This is a genomic window from uncultured Paraglaciecola sp. (genome assembly GCF_913020055.1).
Lineage (GTDB): Bacteria > Pseudomonadota > Gammaproteobacteria > Enterobacterales > Alteromonadaceae > Paraglaciecola.
This window is the reverse complement of sequence record NZ_CAJWCF010000013.1, coordinates 1-19089: the sequence shown is the minus strand read 5'-3', so window position 1 is coordinate 19089 and position 19089 is coordinate 1. Positions and strand designations below refer to the sequence as shown.

The 19089-nt window shown below is 41.8% G+C and carries 17 protein-coding genes and 3 pseudogenes; 8 read left to right on the top strand and 12 right to left on the bottom strand.

Annotated elements, in window-relative coordinates; genetic code table 11:
- Positions 1–23 precede the first annotated feature (23 nt).
- Positions 24–530 carry a flavodoxin family protein gene (locus QZ488_RS04470; RefSeq protein ID WP_293746602.1) on the top strand — a complete coding sequence of 169 codons (507 nt, stop codon included), beginning with the start codon at positions 24–26 and terminating at the stop codon, positions 528–530.
- A gap of 87 nt (positions 531–617) precedes the next feature.
- Positions 618–971 (top strand): hypothetical protein, encoded by a 354-nt coding sequence (locus QZ488_RS04465; protein ID WP_293746601.1) that lies wholly within the window; start codon positions 618–620, stop codon positions 969–971.
- Positions 972–1142: 171 nt separating this feature from the next.
- Here the strand turns inward: QZ488_RS04465 and QZ488_RS04460 are convergent, their stop codons facing one another.
- The 10 genes and pseudogenes from QZ488_RS04460 to QZ488_RS04415 all read right to left on the bottom strand — a co-directional run bounded on the left by QZ488_RS04460 (position 1143) and on the right by QZ488_RS04415 (position 11606).
- Positions 1143–2483, bottom strand: a complete 1341-nt coding sequence (locus QZ488_RS04460) for a TRAP transporter large permease (RefSeq protein WP_293746600.1) — start codon at positions 2481–2483, stop codon at positions 1143–1145.
- A gap of 3 nt (positions 2484–2486) precedes the next feature.
- The gene (locus QZ488_RS04455) at positions 2487–3017 is read right to left on the bottom strand and encodes a TRAP transporter small permease subunit (RefSeq protein WP_293746599.1); all 531 of its coding nucleotides are present in this window, start codon (positions 3015–3017) and stop codon (positions 2487–2489) included.
- Between the two features lie 25 nt (positions 3018–3042).
- Positions 3043–3858: pseudogene (gene dctP / locus QZ488_RS04450) on the bottom strand (TRAP transporter substrate-binding protein DctP).
- A 34-nt stretch (positions 3859–3892) separates the two neighbouring features.
- On the bottom strand, positions 3893–4105 hold the full coding sequence (locus QZ488_RS04445; RefSeq protein WP_293746598.1) for a hypothetical protein: 213 nt from the start codon (positions 4103–4105) through the stop codon (positions 3893–3895).
- Between the two features lie 124 nt (positions 4106–4229).
- Positions 4230–4655 (bottom strand): PaaI family thioesterase, encoded by a 426-nt coding sequence (locus QZ488_RS04440; RefSeq protein WP_293746597.1) that lies wholly within the window; start codon positions 4653–4655, stop codon positions 4230–4232.
- Between the two features lie 9 nt (positions 4656–4664).
- Entirely contained in the window at positions 4665–5399 is a 735-nt protein-coding gene (locus tag QZ488_RS04435) for an enoyl-CoA hydratase-related protein (protein ID WP_293746596.1), read from the bottom strand.
- A gap of 11 nt (positions 5400–5410) precedes the next feature.
- Positions 5411–6388, bottom strand: coding sequence for a nitronate monooxygenase family protein (locus QZ488_RS04430; protein ID WP_293746595.1), 978 nt, complete (start codon positions 6386–6388; stop codon positions 5411–5413).
- A gap of 41 nt (positions 6389–6429) precedes the next feature.
- A complete protein-coding gene (locus QZ488_RS04425; protein ID WP_293746594.1) occupies positions 6430–8526 on the bottom strand; it encodes a 3-hydroxyacyl-CoA dehydrogenase NAD-binding domain-containing protein in 2097 nt (698 codons plus the stop codon).
- Positions 8527–8549: 23 nt separating this feature from the next.
- Entirely contained in the window at positions 8550–9749 is a 1200-nt protein-coding gene (locus QZ488_RS04420) for a 3-oxoadipyl-CoA thiolase (protein WP_293746593.1), read from the bottom strand.
- Between the two features lie 9 nt (positions 9750–9758).
- Positions 9759–11606 carry an acyl-CoA synthetase gene (locus QZ488_RS04415; protein WP_293746592.1) on the bottom strand — a complete coding sequence of 616 codons (1848 nt, stop codon included), beginning with the start codon at positions 11604–11606 and terminating at the stop codon, positions 9759–9761.
- Between the two features lie 432 nt (positions 11607–12038).
- Between QZ488_RS04415 and QZ488_RS04410 the strand changes: the two genes are divergently transcribed.
- From QZ488_RS04410 to QZ488_RS04390, 5 genes and pseudogenes are all read left to right on the top strand, one after another.
- Positions 12039–13190: an acyl-CoA dehydrogenase family protein gene (locus QZ488_RS04410; protein ID WP_293746591.1), complete on the top strand. Its 1152-nt coding sequence runs from the start codon at positions 12039–12041 to the stop codon at positions 13188–13190.
- Between the two features lie 26 nt (positions 13191–13216).
- A complete protein-coding gene (locus QZ488_RS04405) occupies positions 13217–14416 on the top strand; it encodes an acyl-CoA dehydrogenase family protein (protein ID WP_293746590.1) in 1200 nt (399 codons plus the stop codon).
- 20 nt (positions 14417–14436) lie between these two features.
- Positions 14437–15567 carry an acyl-CoA dehydrogenase gene (locus tag QZ488_RS04400; RefSeq protein ID WP_293746589.1) on the top strand — a complete coding sequence of 377 codons (1131 nt, stop codon included), beginning with the start codon at positions 14437–14439 and terminating at the stop codon, positions 15565–15567.
- 118 nt (positions 15568–15685) lie between these two features.
- Positions 15686–16867 (top strand): NAD(P)/FAD-dependent oxidoreductase, encoded by a 1182-nt coding sequence (locus QZ488_RS04395; RefSeq protein ID WP_293746588.1) that lies wholly within the window; start codon positions 15686–15688, stop codon positions 16865–16867.
- Positions 16868–17253: 386 nt separating this feature from the next.
- Positions 17254–17810, top strand: a pseudogene (locus QZ488_RS04390) (IS110 family transposase); the annotation flags it as partial.
- A gap of 23 nt (positions 17811–17833) precedes the next feature.
- Here the strand turns inward: QZ488_RS04390 and QZ488_RS21475 are convergent.
- A pseudogene (locus QZ488_RS21475) lies at positions 17834–17917 on the bottom strand (hypothetical protein); the annotation flags it as partial.
- Positions 17918–17960: 43 nt separating this feature from the next.
- Between QZ488_RS21475 and QZ488_RS04385 the strand changes: the two are divergent.
- Entirely contained in the window at positions 17961–18479 is a 519-nt protein-coding gene (locus tag QZ488_RS04385; RefSeq protein WP_293746587.1) for a phosphoribosyltransferase domain-containing protein, read from the top strand.
- Between the two features lie 38 nt (positions 18480–18517).
- On the opposite strand, the gene QZ488_RS04380 is transcribed toward QZ488_RS04385, so the two are convergent.
- Positions 18518–19089: NCS2 family permease (locus QZ488_RS04380; protein WP_293746586.1), on the bottom strand; the 572-nt coding region annotated here is incomplete at its 5' end.

Here is a 19089-nt window from a genome sequence, read left to right as displayed (position 1 = left end):
TTTAGGAAATATCATATTTAGCCATGAGTTCAACAATAATTTTGTTTGCCAGTTCAAGAAGGAATGGTAATACCGGCCAGTTAACTGATTCAGTTGCAAAGAAACTTGGGTTAGAAGTAATGGATCTTGGTGAAACTGATATTTCGGCCTTTGACTATGAGCATCGAAATAGGAGCGATGATTTTGAACCTCTAATGGAGAAAGTATTGAGTGTAGAAAATATCATTTTTGCATCGCCTATATATTGGTATTCAGTAGCACCACCGATGAAAATTTTTATAGATCGTATTTCAGATTACCTTGCGTTGCCAGATTTGCTTGAAAAGGGGCGCAAGCTACGAGGTAAAAAGGGGTATGTGATTTGTACCTGTATTAGCGACTCCCCAGATGAACCTTTCATAAATGCATTTAAAGAAACATTCTCGTATCTAGGGATGGATTTTGGTGGTTTTATTAATGCTAATTGCATCGATGGCTATAAAGCCGAACTTTATGAGAACGACATCAAGGCATTCATTGAAAAACTCTAAATTAGCATTCAACACGAAATACATAACAAGCGCATGTATTCGGGCACAATGGCTGCTGATGCGAAGCGTTAAGTTCTAGGAGGAAGTTTGAAAAAAGTTCTGTCATTGTTTTTAGTTATTTTGATAACTGTTTGTCTTACCTCTTGTTCAACACAAACAAGAGACGAAGTTAGTTACGGAGATTTGTTTTCAAAACTTGAGACATTGTCACTTGTGGCTGCAAGATGCTTAAAAGATAACTCAGCGAATTCAAACTCATGTCGTACTTTCGTAAAAATGTATAAGTCAGGCGGTTCGGAAATAATCAAACAATTCAGCAATAGAGCTGGGGAGTTTTTAGAAAACGATTTAGAAGGTTCTCTCATTGCAACAGAGCAGGTCATAACCATTTCAAACGCAGTTCTATTTTTGGTCGAACATCAGAAAACGCATAAGTCGTAACCCGCAGGAGCGGATTATTGGGACAACAACATTGCGCTATACTTCACTAGCAATAGTGCAAAATTTTCCACTCCTTGGTTTAGTGTTAGAATTTAAAAATCATTAATATCGACTTTAAAATACACATCTCAAAAAATCGCTACTATTTAACGCTTCACCCAAATACCCCCCCTACATCATAAGGTTCGGCAGTAATAATGAAAGTATCGGGAAAGCGATAATTGCAATCAGTACCAATACATCCATTACCAAAAATCGTGCAACGCCCATAAAAATGTCATATACCGCAATTGAGGGTTTGGTGACGCTGGCAATGACAAACACATTTAAGCCTACTGGTGGAGTGATTAAGCTTATTTCAAGTAATTTGATGATTACCACGCCAAACCAAATTAGGTCTAATCCATAACCATCCACCATTGGGATCAAGAAGGGTAAGGTCAGCACCATAATGCCCAGTGGGTCTAAAAACATTCCCAGTAAGAAGTATACGCCGGCGATCATGACCATCAGTTGCCATAGTGATACATCGGCCCCTTCTACTAGCCCAACCAACGCCGGTGCCATGCCTGTTAACGCAACAAAACCGACGAAAATTTTGGCGCCAGCAGCGATAAAGAAAATAGAGGTGGTCTGGGTACAGGTTTCTTTAATGGATTGAACAAACTGCTGCCAGTTAAGCCTTTTTTGCAAAGAGCCTATGATAATGACCGCAAATGCACTGATGGCTGCGGCTTCGGTAGCCGTGAACAATCCGCCATAAATACCGCCGATGATAATAGTGAAAAGCAGCATGGCCGGCCAACATCTTATGGCGGCTTTGCGACGATCTCCTTTAAAAAGTGCGGTGTTGTCTGTTGGCGCGGCCTGTGGATTACGTTTAACCCATATATAGATAACCACTAAAAACCCCATTAGGGATATCACCCCAGGGATCACACCCGCCATGAAAAGACGACTGACTGACATTTCGGTAAAAATGCCATACACAATAAATAACACACTGGGCGGGATCAGCGAGCCTAACGTGCCACCAACCGCCACGGTTGAGGTTGCTAGGCGTTTGTCGTAACCCATACGTAACATTTCTGGCACGCAGATTTTACCCATTGCCGAAGCACAAGCGATGCTAGAGCCAGTAATAGCCGAGAATCCACCACAACCAAAAACAGAGGCCATGGCCACCCCGCCAGGCAGGCGTCTTAGCCACACTCTTGCTGCATGATAAATATCAGTTGTGATACCTGTGTGGTAGGCAATATGACCTAAGAGTACGAATAGCGGGATCATGCTTAAGTCATAAGAATGTACTAAATCAAAGGTGTTAGATGAGACCATCGACAAGGTGGGTGCCACCGCACCGGCCATATCAAAACCACCGTATCGCATAGCAAAAAACAAAAAGATAAACAGCGAAGACACACCTGCCAAACTAAAAGCAATTGGTACTCGCAACACCAGTAACAATAACGCACAGGCAAAACCTAGGAGCCCAAGAATCAATGGATCCATAGATTAACCCTCTTCAACAATGTTCTGTTCAGCATCAGTGCGCTGTACCAGGTATTCAGTATTACCACTAATAGCCGCTTTAAAATCGGCCACTAAAATGATGGATAAACGCATGATAAATAGTGCGGCACCGGCGAAAAAAGCAAATCGCCCTGGCCATTCTGGTAGTTCTAACTCGCCAAAAAAATAAGCGCCACTTGAGGCAGCATGTGAAAACCCCTGCCACGCTGATAATGCCAGTGGGATCAATATCAACAAACTGATGAGAGTGCCCATGGCTAACATCCATAATTTGCCGTGTTTGCCCAAACGTTTAAATAAGAATTCTATAGTGATGTGGCTATAATCAGCAGTGACATAAGCCAATGGCAGAAAAACCGCGCCCACCATGAGTTCTCTAACGATAACAACATCGTCAGGCACACCCCAACCAAAAAGGTTACGAGTTACAACCGTTAGGGTGATCATTAGGCCAAGAGCAACAATACACACTCCGGCTACCAACAGCGCCCCTTGTTCAATTTTTTTCAACATAATATTAAAACTCTAGGATGTTAAATTAGCGAGCCCATGGGTAGCCTTTTTCATCTCGCTCTTGGCTGTATTGGGTCAGTGAGGCTTTGTAGTTTTCAACCATGGCTTTACCGTCCAGACCACTTTCTATGGCTTCGGATTCCCATTTGCTGATGTGATGTTGACTAGCAGAATATAATTTAGCTGACTCTGTAGCTGAAAAACTAATGATCTCCAACTTACGACCATCAATGCCTTGGGTAAACCGTTGCTCAGCAGCAAGGTCAGATGTCAGTACATTTTCACCCAAATAATTAATAAAGTCGGCGCCTACTTCATGCAGAATTTGGCTCTGAGACGGGGTTAATCTGGCCAGTGCATCTTTATTAATAAAAATACCTAATCCGGTATAAATTCCCCAATTAAGTTTGGTCAAACTATTAGTCACTTCATGTTGTTTTAGGGCCATTGAAGCGTTCATATAACCCAGACTACAATCTATCAAACCGTTGTCTAATCCTTAATAGGCCTTATAAATGCTCATACTCACTAGATTGGCACCATAATCGCCAAATATTTTTCCGAAGGTGCCAATGCCCCGTACTTTTTTGCCTTTTAGGTCCTCAAGTGAACGTACCGGATCACCCGTGCACAACATAATAACGCTCGACAACATGTATGACGTAACAAACACCAGGTTTTGTTTGGCCAAATTGTCTGTTACCGCAGGGGATGTCATATGTGCATAGTTGGCTTTAAGCCCAACCCAAGGATCTAGATTTTCAAAGGGTAAGTTAGTCAGTGAAAAAGCCACCAGCTCTTTGGGGAAATAATCAGGAACAATGGTGCCTATGTCGACCACACCGGCAGCAATAGATTGGCGGGCTGCATTTGCCTTAAATAAAACCACCCCACATAATTTTGATTTTTAAGTCACCGCCAGAACGTTTCTCAACTTGCTCAGCAAACCATTTAGTGGCTCCAGCCCGGGCGCCACGGTTGGGCCCAGGTTCACCATAGGTGAGAACCGTTTCAGCGAAGGCAGAACATGCACTCAAAGTGATGAGTGTAAGTATTAAGGTCCTAAAAAATTTGCTAATGATGTTCATTGCTTTACTTCTCACAAGAGTGATAACGATTTCGCATAGCGGAACAATAGAACTACTACTTTTATTACTTTACATTAACAAAGATAGTGCTGCAAGGGGCTTGTTGGCCACACCAGATAAGCTCTCAGCTTGGATTTTTGTGAGTATCAGATTTTTCTTTTCTATATCGAAAAACCCCTTGTCCAGAGGCAATAAGGTTGTCCAAAGAATCGAATACCTCGGCAGAGGCATAATAGATATTGCGACCAGACGCAGTCACTTTTCCAATGGCATACAGCTTGTTTGTTTGGGCTTGGCCTAAATAATTAATGTTTAAGGATAAGGTTAGTGCTTTTCGATAATCATCAGGGTCGTCACTGTATGCTCCAGACAAAGCAGTGGCCGCATCCAATAAGGTCGATATATACCCTCCATGAGGAATATCTGAACGATTTAGGTGTTCAGGTTTTAGCTCGGCACTCATTTTTATAAAATTTTCTTGCCATTGTTCAACCACAAAACCTAAATGGTTATTAAATGGCGGCATTGGTTTATTGGCCCAAGATGTCATTTTACGCTCTTATTTTCTTTTTCTGGCGGCTTGAGATTCATCACTTTGAAGTAACTCAGCAAAAACCACTAGTTCATTCTGAATAATAGTATTAAGCAATGTTTGCTGCGGCTCTTTCAATAATCGCTTGGTGGTACGCAAGGCGTTTTGCGGTTTAAGCGATAATTTTTTGGCTATGCTTAAGGCAAAATCAAATACCTCAGCTTTGTCTATTTGCTGATTAACTAAACCCATATCAATCGCGGCTTGAGTATTAAACGCATCACCTAACATCAATATTTCAGCAGCTTTACGATGGCCCGCTAACTGAGGAAAAAGCAGGCTTGAACCACCTTCAGGGCACACACCTAAATCAACAAAAGGCATTTTAAAATAGGTTTCTGCTGCATACACAAAATCAAAATGCAGCAGCATGGTTACGCCAATTCCTATCGCCACCCCAGATACTGCACCAACGATTGGTTTGGGGTAATGATGTAATTGATACAATAATGCCGACGCGGGTGAGGGCTGATTAACATCACGATTATCAAAATCGTTTAGATCATTGCCTGCTGAAAAGGCATCTTCAGTGCCGTATATCAGCACTACTTTAATACTGTCGTTGGTCACGCTGTCTTTTATTGCATTTGCCATGGCCATATACATTGAACTGGTTAAGGCATTTTTTTTCTGAGGACGATTAATGCCTATATGTAAAACACCACTATCCTGATGAATAATTACGTTTTCTGCGGATTGCATATTTATTCTACCTATTGATTGTTCAAACGGTTTAAGCGAGATAATGCCAAATCATATTCAGTTTTAAAACGTCCAACAATAGTAGCTACATCGGTAATATCGGCAATACTGCCTAACCCTTGCCCTGCGCCCCAAATGTCTTTCCAAGCTTTAGATTTGCTGCCGCCTTCTGAGCCAAATTTCATTTTGTTTTTATCTCCCTGCTCTAAATTATCAGGATCTAAACCGGCGTTAGTAATACTGGGTTTGAGGTAATTACCATGTACGCCAGTAAACAAAGAGCTATACACAATGTCTTTGGCGCTATGCTCAACCAACATGTTTTTATATTCTTGTTCAGCATTTGCTTCTTTAGTGGCAATAAAACGTGTGCCTATATAGGCAAAATCAGCGCCTAATGCTTGGGCCGATAATATTGATTCGCCATTAGCAATCGAACCTGATAACGCAATAGGCCCATCAAAAAATTGTTTGATTTCACTCACCAAAGCAAAAGGACTTAAGGTTCCCGCATGGCCACCAGCGCCAGCACACACCAAGACTAAACCATCTACGCCTGCTTCTATGGCTTTTTGGGCATGACGCACATTAATAACATCATGAAAAATAATCCCACCGTAAGTATGAATACGTTGCACCAATTTAGGATCTAAAGCCCGTAAACTGGTGATAATGATTGGCACCTTATGTTCAATACAGGTGTTCACATCATCTTCTAAACGGTCGTTACTTTTATGCACAATTAGGTTTACGGCATAAGGGGCAACAATGGCGTCTGGGTTGGCGGTTTGATACTCAGCTAGCTCAGTTTTAATGGTGTTTATCCATTCACCAAGCAGTGGTTGTGGACGGGCATTCAGAGCCGGAAAAGACCCAACAATGCCAGCCTTACACTGAGCGATGACTAACTCTGGCCCCGAAATAATAAACATAGGAGCACTGATAACAGGCAAAGATAATGTATTCTGTAACGTCTTTGGAATTGACATACTCACTCCCTAAAAAATGTGTGATGTGCGCAACTAAAAAATTAGCTATTCGCCCACTGAGTTAAAGTTTTGCCTTGTTCGACAAGTTGTTTTAATAACGCAGCAGGTTGCCAAAACTCTGCACCGTAGGTGTTGGCAAATTCACAAATGCTTTGATAAATTTTATCTAAGCCAATGCTATCTGCATAAAACATTGGTCCACCTCGATAAGCAGGGAACCCATAACCAAACGCATAAACCACATCAATGTCACTAGGACGTTGGGCAATGCCTTCTTCGAGTATTTTGAAACATTCGTTTATCAATGCAAACGTTAAACGTTGTAAAATAGTATCGTCAGTTATTTCCTTACGCACCACGCCTCTTTTATGAGCTTGGGCTTCAATCACCTCTAACACTACTGGGTCAACATTTCGCTGTCGGGTTTTGGGATCGTATTGGTAATACCCTGATCCCGTTTTTTGACCCAAACGGCCCATTTCATATAACGCATCGGCAATACAATAGGTTCTAACATCACCTTTTTGTTCATCGGTTAAGCCTTCACGGGCTTTATATCCAATGTCAATTCCGGCTAAATCGCCCACTGCAAAAGGCCCCATTGCCATACCAAACTTTTGCATAACGGCGTCTATATCTTGCGGGGTTGAACCTTCAAGCAAACATAATTGCGCTTCACGGGCATAGTGGCGCAACATACGGTTGCCAATAAACCCATAACAAACCCGAGACAATGCGGGGACTTTTTTGATCGACTTAGCAATAGCCATAGAGCTAGCCAGCACTTCATCAGAGGTCTCTTCACCACGCACTATTTCAAGTAATCTCATGACATTAGCCGGACTGAAAAAATGTAAACCAATCACATCTTGTGGACGAGAAGTAGCCTGAGCAATAAGGTTCACATCTTGATAAGAGGTATTAGTGGCTAAAATAGCCCCTTGTTTACATACGTTATCAAGTTTGGCGAATACTTGTTTTTTAATGTCTAGATTTTCAAACACCGCTTCAATCACTAAATCCATGTCAGCTAAATCATGGTAATCAGTTGTACCCGTTATCATAGCTTGACGCTGGGCTGCAAGCGTTGCAGTCAACTTGCCTTTACTGACGGTCATTGCATAATTTTTGGCGACCAGATCTTTGCCTCGCTGCAAGGCTTCTTGGCTAATATCCAACAAGGTAACTGGGATACCCACATTCACAAAATTCATTGCAATGCCTCCCCCCATCAAACCACTACCAATAATACCCACTCGTTTGATATCTTTTAATGGCGTGTCTTTGGGTAAACCTTTAATTTTTGAAGACATTCTTTCGGCGAAAAACATATGCCGTAATGCAGCAGACTGCGAAGATTGCATACACTCTACAAATAAACGCCTTTCTTCTTTTAAGCCTTCATCAAAAGGTGTATTTAATGCCGCTTCAATACATTCAACAATGCGATGTGGTGCTTCTTGCCCGCGAAAACGTTTGTTTAGTGTTGCTCTATATTCGGCAAAAAATTCAGTTGACGTGCCTGCCTTATCAACCTCTAAATCCCTGACTCGTTTAAGCTCAGCACCTTGTGCAACCACCTCTGTGGCAAATGCCACTGCACCACTTAGCAAATCGCCTTCCACTACTTTATCAATTAACCCAATACTCAGTGCTTTAGCGGCAGCAATGGGGGCACCAGTGGTCATTAAATCTAATGCGGCTTTAACCCCAGCTAGTCTAGGAACCCGTTGAGTGCCGCCTGCGCCAGGTAACAAACCTAATTTCACTTCTGGCAAGCCCACTTGAGCACCAAGCAAGGCACAACGATAATGACAAGCCAATGCGGTCTCTAAGCCACCACCCAACGCGGTACCATGAATTGCCGCAATAATCGGTTTTTGCGACGCTTCGATAACAATCAGTAGTTCAGATAACGACGGTAACATTGGCGGTTTACCAAATTCGGAGATGTCTGCACCGGCAATAAAAGTGCGCCCTTCACAGATTAAGACCAAGGCCAAAGAGGCGTCGTTTTGGGCTTGTGTTACCGCCTCAAGAATACCGCTACGCAAAGCATGCGAAAGGACGTTAACTGGCGGGTTATTTAAACGAATAACACCGATATCACCGTTTAATTGATAACTAACAACCGACATACACTTATTCCTTATTTAGAAAATTAAACACGCTCAATGACAACAGCGATACCTTGACCAATACCAATACACATAGTGGCTAATGCATATCGACCACCGGTTTTTTCGAGTTGACGTAGTGCGGTCAGCATAATTCGCGTACCGCTGGCCCCCAGAGGATGACCTATAGCAATCGCACCGCCATTTTGATTAACCCTAGGGTCGTCAAAAGCAATGCCGAGTTCTTTCATGCAGCCTAAGGCCTGAACAGCAAATGCTTCGTTAAATTCTAAAACATCCATATCCGCTAGGGTTAAGCCCGCTCGAGCCAAGGCTTTTTGCGAAGCAGGCACCGGCCCTAAGCCCATCACTCTGGGTGGTACACCTGCAATCGCGCCGGCGATAATTCTGCCGCGAGGTTTAACCCCCGATTTTTCGCCTACTGCTTGACTGCCAATAATCATCGCAGACGCACCATCGTTAATGCCCGAAGCATTACCCGCGGTCACCACACCATCAAACAATGGGCGTAATTTACCCAGTTCTGCAACGGTCGAAGAGGGGCGTGGATGTTCATCAGTGGTGACTAAAAGTGGCGGCTTTTTGCGGCCTTGAGACACTTCGATGGGAATGATTTCGTCGTTAAAAAATCCGGCAACACGGGCCTCTTCATATTTAGATTGAGACGCAGCGGCAAAAATATCGATGTCTTCTCGGCTTATATCTAAATCACTGGCAATGTTATCAGCCGTTTCAGGCATGGAATGCCCACCAAACTGTTTAATGATTTCTGGGTTGGTAAAACGCGCGCCCATTGTGGAATCAAACATTTCTTGCTGCCTTGCAAAGGCTGAGGTGGCTTTGGCTAAAACAAAAGGAGCGCGACTCATAGATTCAACACCACAGGCAACAAACAGCTCACCTTCATTGGCCTTTACACACCTAGCTGCATCTAACGCCGCAGCCAAACTGGAACCACACAAACGGTTTACGGTTAAGCCACCTGTTTCAATCGGCAAACCTGCTAAAAGCCCAGCAGTTCGTGCAACGTTGCGACTGTCTTCACCTGCCTGATTGGTGTTACCGGCAATCACATCTTCGTATAGGCTGAGATCAAAGTTGTTACGTTGTGCTAAGGTTTTAATAAGGTGCGCCAGCATGTCATCGGGACGAACAGAAGACAAAATGCCTGCATGGCGTCCAAATGCGGTTCTTGCTGCGTCATAAATAAATGCATCTTGCATAATTTTTCCTTATAAATTGCTGTAATTAACTAAGACCGGAAAAGCCACCAGTAACTTAGCCGCTTGTTGTTGGTCTTGTTTGTTTGATAACTGAATGTGCACAACTTGGCCCTTTTCTGGGTCAAATTCCGATTTAACTTGAGCGCTAATATCATGGGTTTTGAACAAAGCATTCACGCTAAACTCTGTAGCACTATTACGTAATAAGGGTTTAAACACTTTGCCAACAGCGGTGATGGGTAAACTATCGAGTATTTCGATACGTTTAGGAATGGCTGCTCTTTCGCTAATATGTGTTTGACAATGTTTTAGTAATTCAGACGAGATGGTTTGCTGCTTACCTGTTAACACTACATAGGCAACTGGTATCTCTCCAGAATGCACATCAGGTTGGCCTATAGCCACCGCTTGAATAACCCCAGAATGGGCCATCAAAGCATCTTCAATGATTTGTGGATCGATATTATGACCGCCACGGATAATCAAATCTTTTGCTCGGCCCGTCAGCTGAATATGACCTAGTGCATTTATCACACCTAAATCACCTGTGTTAAACCACTCATCATCTACCCACGCGCCAGCATTATCACTTTGGTTTAAATAACCTTGAAAGATATTAGGGCCTTTCACCAATATAACGCCAGGTTCATTAGTGGCGCAAACACGGCTGATTTTATTGTCGATAACTTCGGCAGCTATGACTCGGCTGTAAGGTATGCCATTGCCCACTGACACCCCTTCAACATCATAGTCAGGCAATACTCTGGCTATCAAACAGGATGATTCAGTCATGCCGTAACCATTGGTCACATTACAATTAAATTTTTCTGCAAAGGATAACTTTAACTCAATAGGCAAAGGCGCAGATCCGCAAGCCGCATGTTTAAAACACCTGAGATCAATTTTTTCTTCGGGTTGCTGCAATAAAATAGACATGATGGTGGGCACAGTTGGAAACCAACACACTTGGTACTGATTCACAAAATACCACCAGTTCTTGACTGTATTTGGATTTCTAAATCCTTGTGGAGTCATAGTCACCACAGTGCGACCTGCAATAAACATGGCTAAACTAGCGGCAATTACACCAAACACATGGAATAGAGGCAATGCATTGAGTACTGGAGATTGACCATGATAAGCATTAAACCCTGCATACACTTGCACCACAAAACTAATATTGTCATGGGATAGTTTGGCAATTTTAGGGCGACCTGTTGTACCTCCCGTATGGAAATACATGGCAATGTCTTCACCCTCAGGTTGTAAGGGTTGCGCTAACCTATCACTAGATTGCGTCGCTATTGCACTATTAAAATCAGTCACCGTTATCTTTTTGTTACTGATTTCAGCCATACTTCCATCAACTAAAAGTACATGTTCCAAAGAAGGCACACTTTGAATAATTTCATGTACTTTTTTACCTAATTCAGTTGTTTCATCTAGTGAAACAGTGATTAGCACTTTTGACTTAACCTCGTTCAATATTTCAACGATATGCTCAACTTGCAGAAGGTAGTTTATGGGGTTGGCAATGCCTACAGCTTGAGATGCCCATATACTCAGATGAGTTTCAGACATATTAGGTAATAAAATAGAAATCACATCGGTACGTTCAACGCCGAATGATTGATATAGGTTAGCTGTTTGATTGATTTTTTCGACTAAGGAATTAAAAGTGAGTTTTTTAGGGACTTCATCTCGAGTAGCAGTAACGTGTTCAACTATGGCTATATTAGACGGGTATTCATCTGCCCCATGGCAAAAAACATCGTATGTGGTTTTACAAAGATAACGCTCGTGATAGCTTATTTTTTCTAAGTCAGCTAATAACTCTAATTCTGTTAGTTTCGACATTAATTCCATTCCGCATAGATAATTGGCCACCCAGGAAGCACCTATCCAAAATGGTTTAAGCACTCATTCTAATACAAGTTGTCATTATTTATTATTGCCACGACAGTAATTAGCGTAGTAAAACAGCCTGTCAATTCTGCATTGCGGAATTTAATTTTACAATGTTTTTTTAGGCTATTTGCAGGTAGCATCAAATGTACTCGACAAAGGTGATTGTTATCCTATTGGCTAGTTTCTCAGTAACTATTAGCTCCAGCCTTTATCTTTCAAACTTAGCAAGTTTAAGACCCAAGATACATTGCAAATGTATATAAAGGTCGAACCCGATCATCTTTAGCAGAATATCTAGGGAATTAGTTATGATTGCATCTTGATATTTTTATGGTTTTTTGTTCCACTGTGCGGAATACAGTCATTTTAGTGAGGATTAAAGTGATTCGCGATACAGAAATGTTGAATCAATTTCTGCACAGTATTTCAAAATTCGTTAGAGAGCGTTTAGTCCCTGCGGAAAATGAAGTAGCAGAAAACGATGCTATCCCAGATGATATTGTTCAAGAAATGAAAGAGATGGGTTTGTTTGGTATGACGATCCCAGAAGAGTACGGTGGTTTGGGCCTGACCATGGAAGAAGAAGTCTTAGTGGCCATGGAATTAGGCAGAACATCTCCGGCTTTTCGTTCCCTTATAGGTACCAACAATGGTATTGGTTCAGCCGCCATTGTGTTTGACGGTACAGAAAAACAAAAACTCACTTACCTACCTAAATACGCCTCTGGTGAGCTTATTGGATCTTTTTGTTTAACCGAACCAGACGTAGGTTCTGACGCCGGCGCAGTCAAAACCAGCGCAATTAAAAAGGGCGATGAGTATATTATTAATGGAACAAAACGTTTTATTACTAATGCACCCAGAGCAGGCACATTTACCGTGATGGCACGAACCGATCCCTCTATAAAAGGTGCTAAAGGCATATCTGCTTTTATTGTAGACGCGTCTACACCGGGCATTACATTGGGTCCCAAAGATAAAAAAATGGGTCAGCAGGGTTCACATACCTGTGATGTGATTTTCGAGGATTGCCATGTGCCCGCCGAAAATATTATTGGTGGTGTAGCGGGTAAAGGTTTTATTACCTCAATGAAAGTATTAGACAAAGGTCGCTTACATATTTCAGCCTTGAGTGTGGGTATTGCCGAACGTTTAATTAACGATGCATTAAGATTCGCTATCGACAGAACACAATTTGGTAAACCCATTGCTGAACACCAAATGATCCAAGTTATGTTAGCTGACAGTAAAGCCGAAGCTTACGCTGCAAAATGTATGGTACTTGATGCAGCAAGACAAAAAGACTTGGGCAACAAAATTACAACTGAAGCTTCGTGTTGTAAATTATTTGCCACTGAAATGGTGGGCCGAGTAGCGGATAAAGCCGTACAAATACATGGCGGTGCAGGCTACATTTCCGAATACGCAGTAGAAAGGTTATATCGTGATGTCAGATTATTTAGATTGTACGAAGGTACAACACAGATCCAACAAATGATAATTGCCAGAAATATGGTCAAAGATTTTCAATAGATTAAGTACAAAGAAGGGTTTGCAAAATGAATTTAGATTTCACCGCTGAAGAAAAAGACTTTCAACAAGAAGTGCGCCAATTTTTGCAACAAAAATTGCCAAAAGACTTCGCCATAAAAACAAAAAAAGCCTTACACCTAACAAAAGAAGAATATGTTCAGTGGCAACAAATACTGTACACCCAAGGCTGGGCCGCGACTAACTGGCCGGTCGAACATGGTGGAACGGGGTGGAGTAGCACTCAAAAATATATTTTTGCCAATGAATGTGCCAAAGCAGGCGCCCCTGATGTGATCCCATTTGGTTTGAAAATGGTTGCACCTGTTATTTATACCTTTGGTAATGACGAACAAAAACAGCGCTTTTTGCCAGATATATTGGCCAGTAAAGTATGGTGGTGTCAGGGTTATTCAGAAACTGGAGCAGGCTCTGACCTTGCAGGCGTTCGCACCACTGCGGTAAAAGACGGCGATGAATATGTGGTTAACGGCACAAAAACTTGGACGACCTTAGGCCAACATGCAGACTGGATATTCTGCTTAGTACGAACAGGACCACCCAGCGCAAAAAACCAAGAAGCAATCAGTTTTCTACTCATTAACATGCACGATCCCAAAATTACGGTCTCACCGATTATTACTATTGATGGTAAACATGAAGTGAACGAAGTGCATTTTGATGAAGTACGTGTGCCAGCAAACAATCTAATTGGCGCTGAAGGCCAAGGTTGGACTTACGCTAAAGTTTTATTAACCCATGAGCGAACGGGTATTGCACGCGTGGCCAATTCTAAGGATCGCTTAGTACAATTAAAAGAACTGGCTGAATCATCTGATGATGGCGTGAATAAATTACTCGACGATCCTATTTTTGCGCAAAAAGTCGCGAATGTAGAAATTGATTTATTAGCCTTGGAATATACTGAATTGCGCACACTCTCTGCAATCAGCACAGGCCAAGCACCTGGACCAGAGTCTTCAATCTTAAAAATTGTCGGTACCCAAATTATCCAAGCTATCGATGAATTATTTGTCGAAGTGGCTGGTTATTACTCAATGCCATTTGTTCCTCATCAATTTAATGATGAATTTGACGGTCAGCATATTGGTCCTAAGATGGCCGCTAACAGTGCATTACGTTACTTCAATAACCGCAAAGCATCCATTTATGGTGGCAGTAACGAAATTCAAACTAACATCATTAGCAAAGCCGTTTTAGGCCTTTAAATTAGTATTAGGAGTTTATTATGGACTTTTCGTTAAGTAGCGAACAACAAATGATTCAAGACAGTGTTTCGAAGTTTATCCGCAGTGATTACGATTTTGATACACGTCGCAAAATTCTTGCATCAACAGCCGGTTACAGCCAAAAAAATTGGCAGCTATTTGCAGAGTTAGGCTGGTTAATGCTGCCATTTTCCGAAGACAATGACGGATTAAGTGGCTCTATGACCGACCTTGCTCTCGTCATGGAAGAGTTTGGCAAAGGCATTGTAGTTGAACCTTTTATTGCCACTGCCGTTATGGCTGGCGGGTTAATTGCCTTAGCGGGTAATCAACAGCAAAAAGACGAGTACTTACCTAAGATCATGGCCGGTGAATTACAAATGGCTTTTGCCTATGCAGAGCCACAAAGTCGTTATCATTTAAACAACGTAAAATGTAGCGCAACCGAAAAAAACGGTGAAAAGGGCGAGTTTGTGCTTAATGGCCATAAATCTGTGGTGTTAAATGGTAACCATGCAGAAACACTAGTGGTGGCAGCGCGTACCTCGGGTGACACCAGCGACAACAATGGCATTAGTTTATTTCTTGTTGATGCGAAGCATGCCAGTGTTAAACGTGAAGGTTATGCAAATGTAGATGGCCATCAAGCGGCTGACATTTGGTTTGATAACACCCCTACCCTTGGATTGTTGGGTGAGCAAGATAACGCTTTGCCTGCCATCAACACTATTATCGACAAAGCGACATTAGCCATTTGCGCCGAAGCGGTAGGTGCGATGCAAATCGCCCACGAACGCACCTTAGAATACGCAAAAACCCGTAAACAGTTTGGTCGTACTATTGGTTCATTCCAAGCTCTGCAACACCGCATGGTGAATATGTTTATCGAACACCAACAAGCTAAATCTATACTATTAATGGCAGTATTAAAAATGGATAGCAATGACGGTCTTGATGCCAAAGCATTGTCAGCGGCGAAAAGCCGTATTGGAAAAGCGGCCAACTTGGTGGGTCGTGAATCAATTCAAATACACGGTGGCATAGGCATGACTGACGAACTGGATGTGGGTCATATATTCAAACGTTTAACCACTATTCAATATTTGTTTGGCAGCACTGATGTACATACAAAACGATTTGCGTCTTTGTGACTTGAGCGTGGTTATACCAATCAGCATTAAAAATCCAACAATGGGATCTTATTAACCACGGGTTTATACCCTATAATCCAGCCCTGAACATGGGCTGTGGTAACTAGTAGGTAAGTAATTGAAAAACGTAGATGTGATTGTAATTGGTGCCGGAGCTGCGGGTTTATTTTGTGCTGCACAAGCCGGCAAACGGGGTCGTGATGTGGTGGTACTCGACCATGCCAAACGCCTAGGTGGCAAAATCCTGATGTCGGGTGGTGGTCGCTGTAACTTCACCAACATGTACGCCAGCCACGAAAATTTTCTATCAGACAATCCCCATTTCTGTAAATCAGCTTTAAGCCGTTATACCCAATGGGACTTCATAGGTTTAGTGGCCGAATACGGTATCGCCTACCACGAGAAAACCCTAGGCCAACTGTTCTGTGATGACAGCGCCAAAGATATTTTAAATATGCTGTTAGAAGAATGCAAAAAAGCAGATGTCACAGTAACCAATCAATGCGAAATTTTATCAATTGAAAAAACTGAGTCTGGCTACACACTCAACACTGCCAAAGGCCAGTACCAGTGTGAGTCCTTGGTGATTGCCACGGGTGGGTTATCTATGCCAAAACTCGGTGCTAGCCCTTTTGGTTACAAAGTGGCTGAGCAGTTTGGCTTAGATGTGAAACCTACCCGAGCCGGTTTGGTGCCATTTACTTTGCACGAACAAGACAAAAAAGTGTTATCCGAACTAAGTGGTATCTCACTGGATGCCAGCGCCAGTTGCAACAACACCAGTTTCAACGAAAACATTCTGTTTACCCATCGAGGTCTAAGTGGCCCTGCGGTATTACAAATATCCTCATTTTGGGAGCCAGGCCAAGCCGTCGAATTCGACTTATTCCCAAATGGCGACCTATTCGCTGACTTACAAAAAACACTACAAAGCCAACCAGACGTGCAACTCAGTACTGCGCTGGCCAATCACTACCCCAAACGTTATGTGCAAGCGGCTTTACCTTACTTAGGCATTGAAAATAAACCCCTTAAACAATACCAAGGCAAACAACTCGAACAAGCAGCCCAGGCCTTTCACCAGTGGCAACTCAAACCCAACGGCACCGAAGGTTATCGCACAGCAGAAGTCACCCTTGGCGGCGTAGATACCGACCAACTCTCATCCAAAACCATGATGGCGAAAGACATTGAAGGCCTATATTTTATCGGCGAAGTGGTAGATGTGACAGGTTGGCTAGGTGGCTACAATTTCCAGTGGGCTTGGAGTTCAGGTTGGGTAGCTGGGCAGGTTGTCTAAATTCTGTCTTTGGCAGCAAAGTTTGAAAACAACAACAAGCCCCGCAAATACGAGGCTTTGAATTCAAATAAAGCGTTAGGCATTAGCCATCTGCATTGTGTCATTTGCCGTCATTGAGCAGAAGTTGTCTGACAGGCAGTTTCGAGCCTAAATATAGTTATTCAACCTTAAATATTCATCGATTATGATGATTAAGGTTATGTGCTTGTTGCATACGAATTTCGAGCCTATATTACTTGATAATTCCCGGTTTGCTTTCGATGCAACAGGTTCTTTTACTTACAACGAATCCTCAGGGCGTGCTTCAAACAAGACTGTCTATATTTGCTTCGAAGAGTAAAGGGTACATAACAGATTTCACTAGTAGGAGATTTGTCATGAATGATATGAAGGTTAAGTTTGCCGCTTATGTTGGGTTGGATTGGGCGGATAAGAAACACGACGTATGTGTTCAGGTTGGCGAGGTTGATGAGCGTCACTATTACGTTATTGAGCATACGCCTGCAGCCATTGAGCAATGGCTAGTCGACTTACATAAACAAGTGAAAGGTAACATCGCCGTTGTGCTTGAATTGAATAAAGGTCCAATTGTGTATGCCTTGCAGAAGTATTCATTTGTCACCGTCTTTCCTATTCATGGTTTAACACTTGCTCGATATCGACAAGCCATGTTTCCAAGTGGGGCGAAAGACGATCCGTCTGATGCAGAGCTTGCTTTGGATATGATGATGCACTATCCAAAGCAAGTAAAACCACTTAAACCCAACAGTGATGAGACTCGCATGCTCAATCATTTAGTTGAGCAACGCCGGTCGTTGATTGATGATAAACGTCGTAATGCCAACCGATTGATTAGTGCTTTGAAGCAATATTACCCCCAGCCTTTAGACTGGTTCTCACATCGTGATACTCAAATGTTTTGTGATTTCCACCTCTTACCAGGGGAACTCCTCCAAAACTTTTGATAATTGGTGTTACTGTTTCTGCATATTTTTTTAAATTATCTTGATTTTCAACTTTGACATATAAACTGATCCAATACGCTTTCATTATTTCTCCCTTTTAAAATTTTTTAGTTATGATAGTAAAATTCATGGCTGACAAATTAATTATCACTTTTGATGAGTATAACAAAATTGTTGAAAAGTTAGCAATTGAGATTTATGAAAAATATAAACCTACAGTTTTAGTAGGAATAATGAGAGGTGCTGCTCCAATTTTGGACATCCTTTCAAGAATTTTGAAATTACCAACCGCATATATAGTTATCCAAAGTTACTCTGGAGAGGGCATGGAAGATAAACAAGGCCAACTAATGTTTGCAAGAGAAATTAGCTCTTTAGCTGAGAGCAAAGACTATAATAAAGTGCTTTTAGTTGATGATCTTTCGGATACAGGGTTAACATTAAATAAAAGTATAGAGTGGTTAAAAAATTATGGCCCAACTAAAGATTACATTAAAGAAGTTAAAACAGCTTGTTTGTGGAAAAAGAAATCATCTACTTTTGAGCCAGACTTTTGTCCAATAAGATTAGATACAGATCCATGGATTGTGCAACCCACTGAGCACTACGAAGAATTATCTATTGAAGAAATTATTAAGAGAAATTAATGAATAGGGCTAGTTTACACTAGCCCTATTAAATATTTTTAAGCAACTGCAAAACTAATAACACTTAGTATTGCAATAACAAATATCGCTGGTGAAGTTGTTGAGAACTTACCAGTAAATATTTTAATTAAAGCATAAGATACAAATGCTAAAGCAATACCATTACTAATACTGTAGGTTAAAGGCATTGCAATCATAGCTAAAATTGCTGGAGCAGACTCTCCAATATCGTCCCATTCGATATCAGTAATATTTCTAACAAATAAAACTGAAACAAATAATAAAGCAGCACCATCAATTTGTTTTGGTAAACTAGTTGCTAAAGGAGCAAAAAATATACATGCTAAAAATAACAATCCAATTACAAGAGAGGTCATTCCTGTTCTACCACCAGCTTTTACACCAGCGCCAGACTCTACATAACTTGTAACAGTTGTTGTTCCCATCATTGCACCTGCAACTGTACCAACACTATCAGATAACATAGCTTTATTGATGTCCTGAAGTTTACCTTGTTTATCAACTTTACCAGCAACGTTTGCAACTGATGTCAACGTTCCTGCAGTGTCAAAAAAGTCAATGAATAATAAAGTAAATATTACTGTAGACA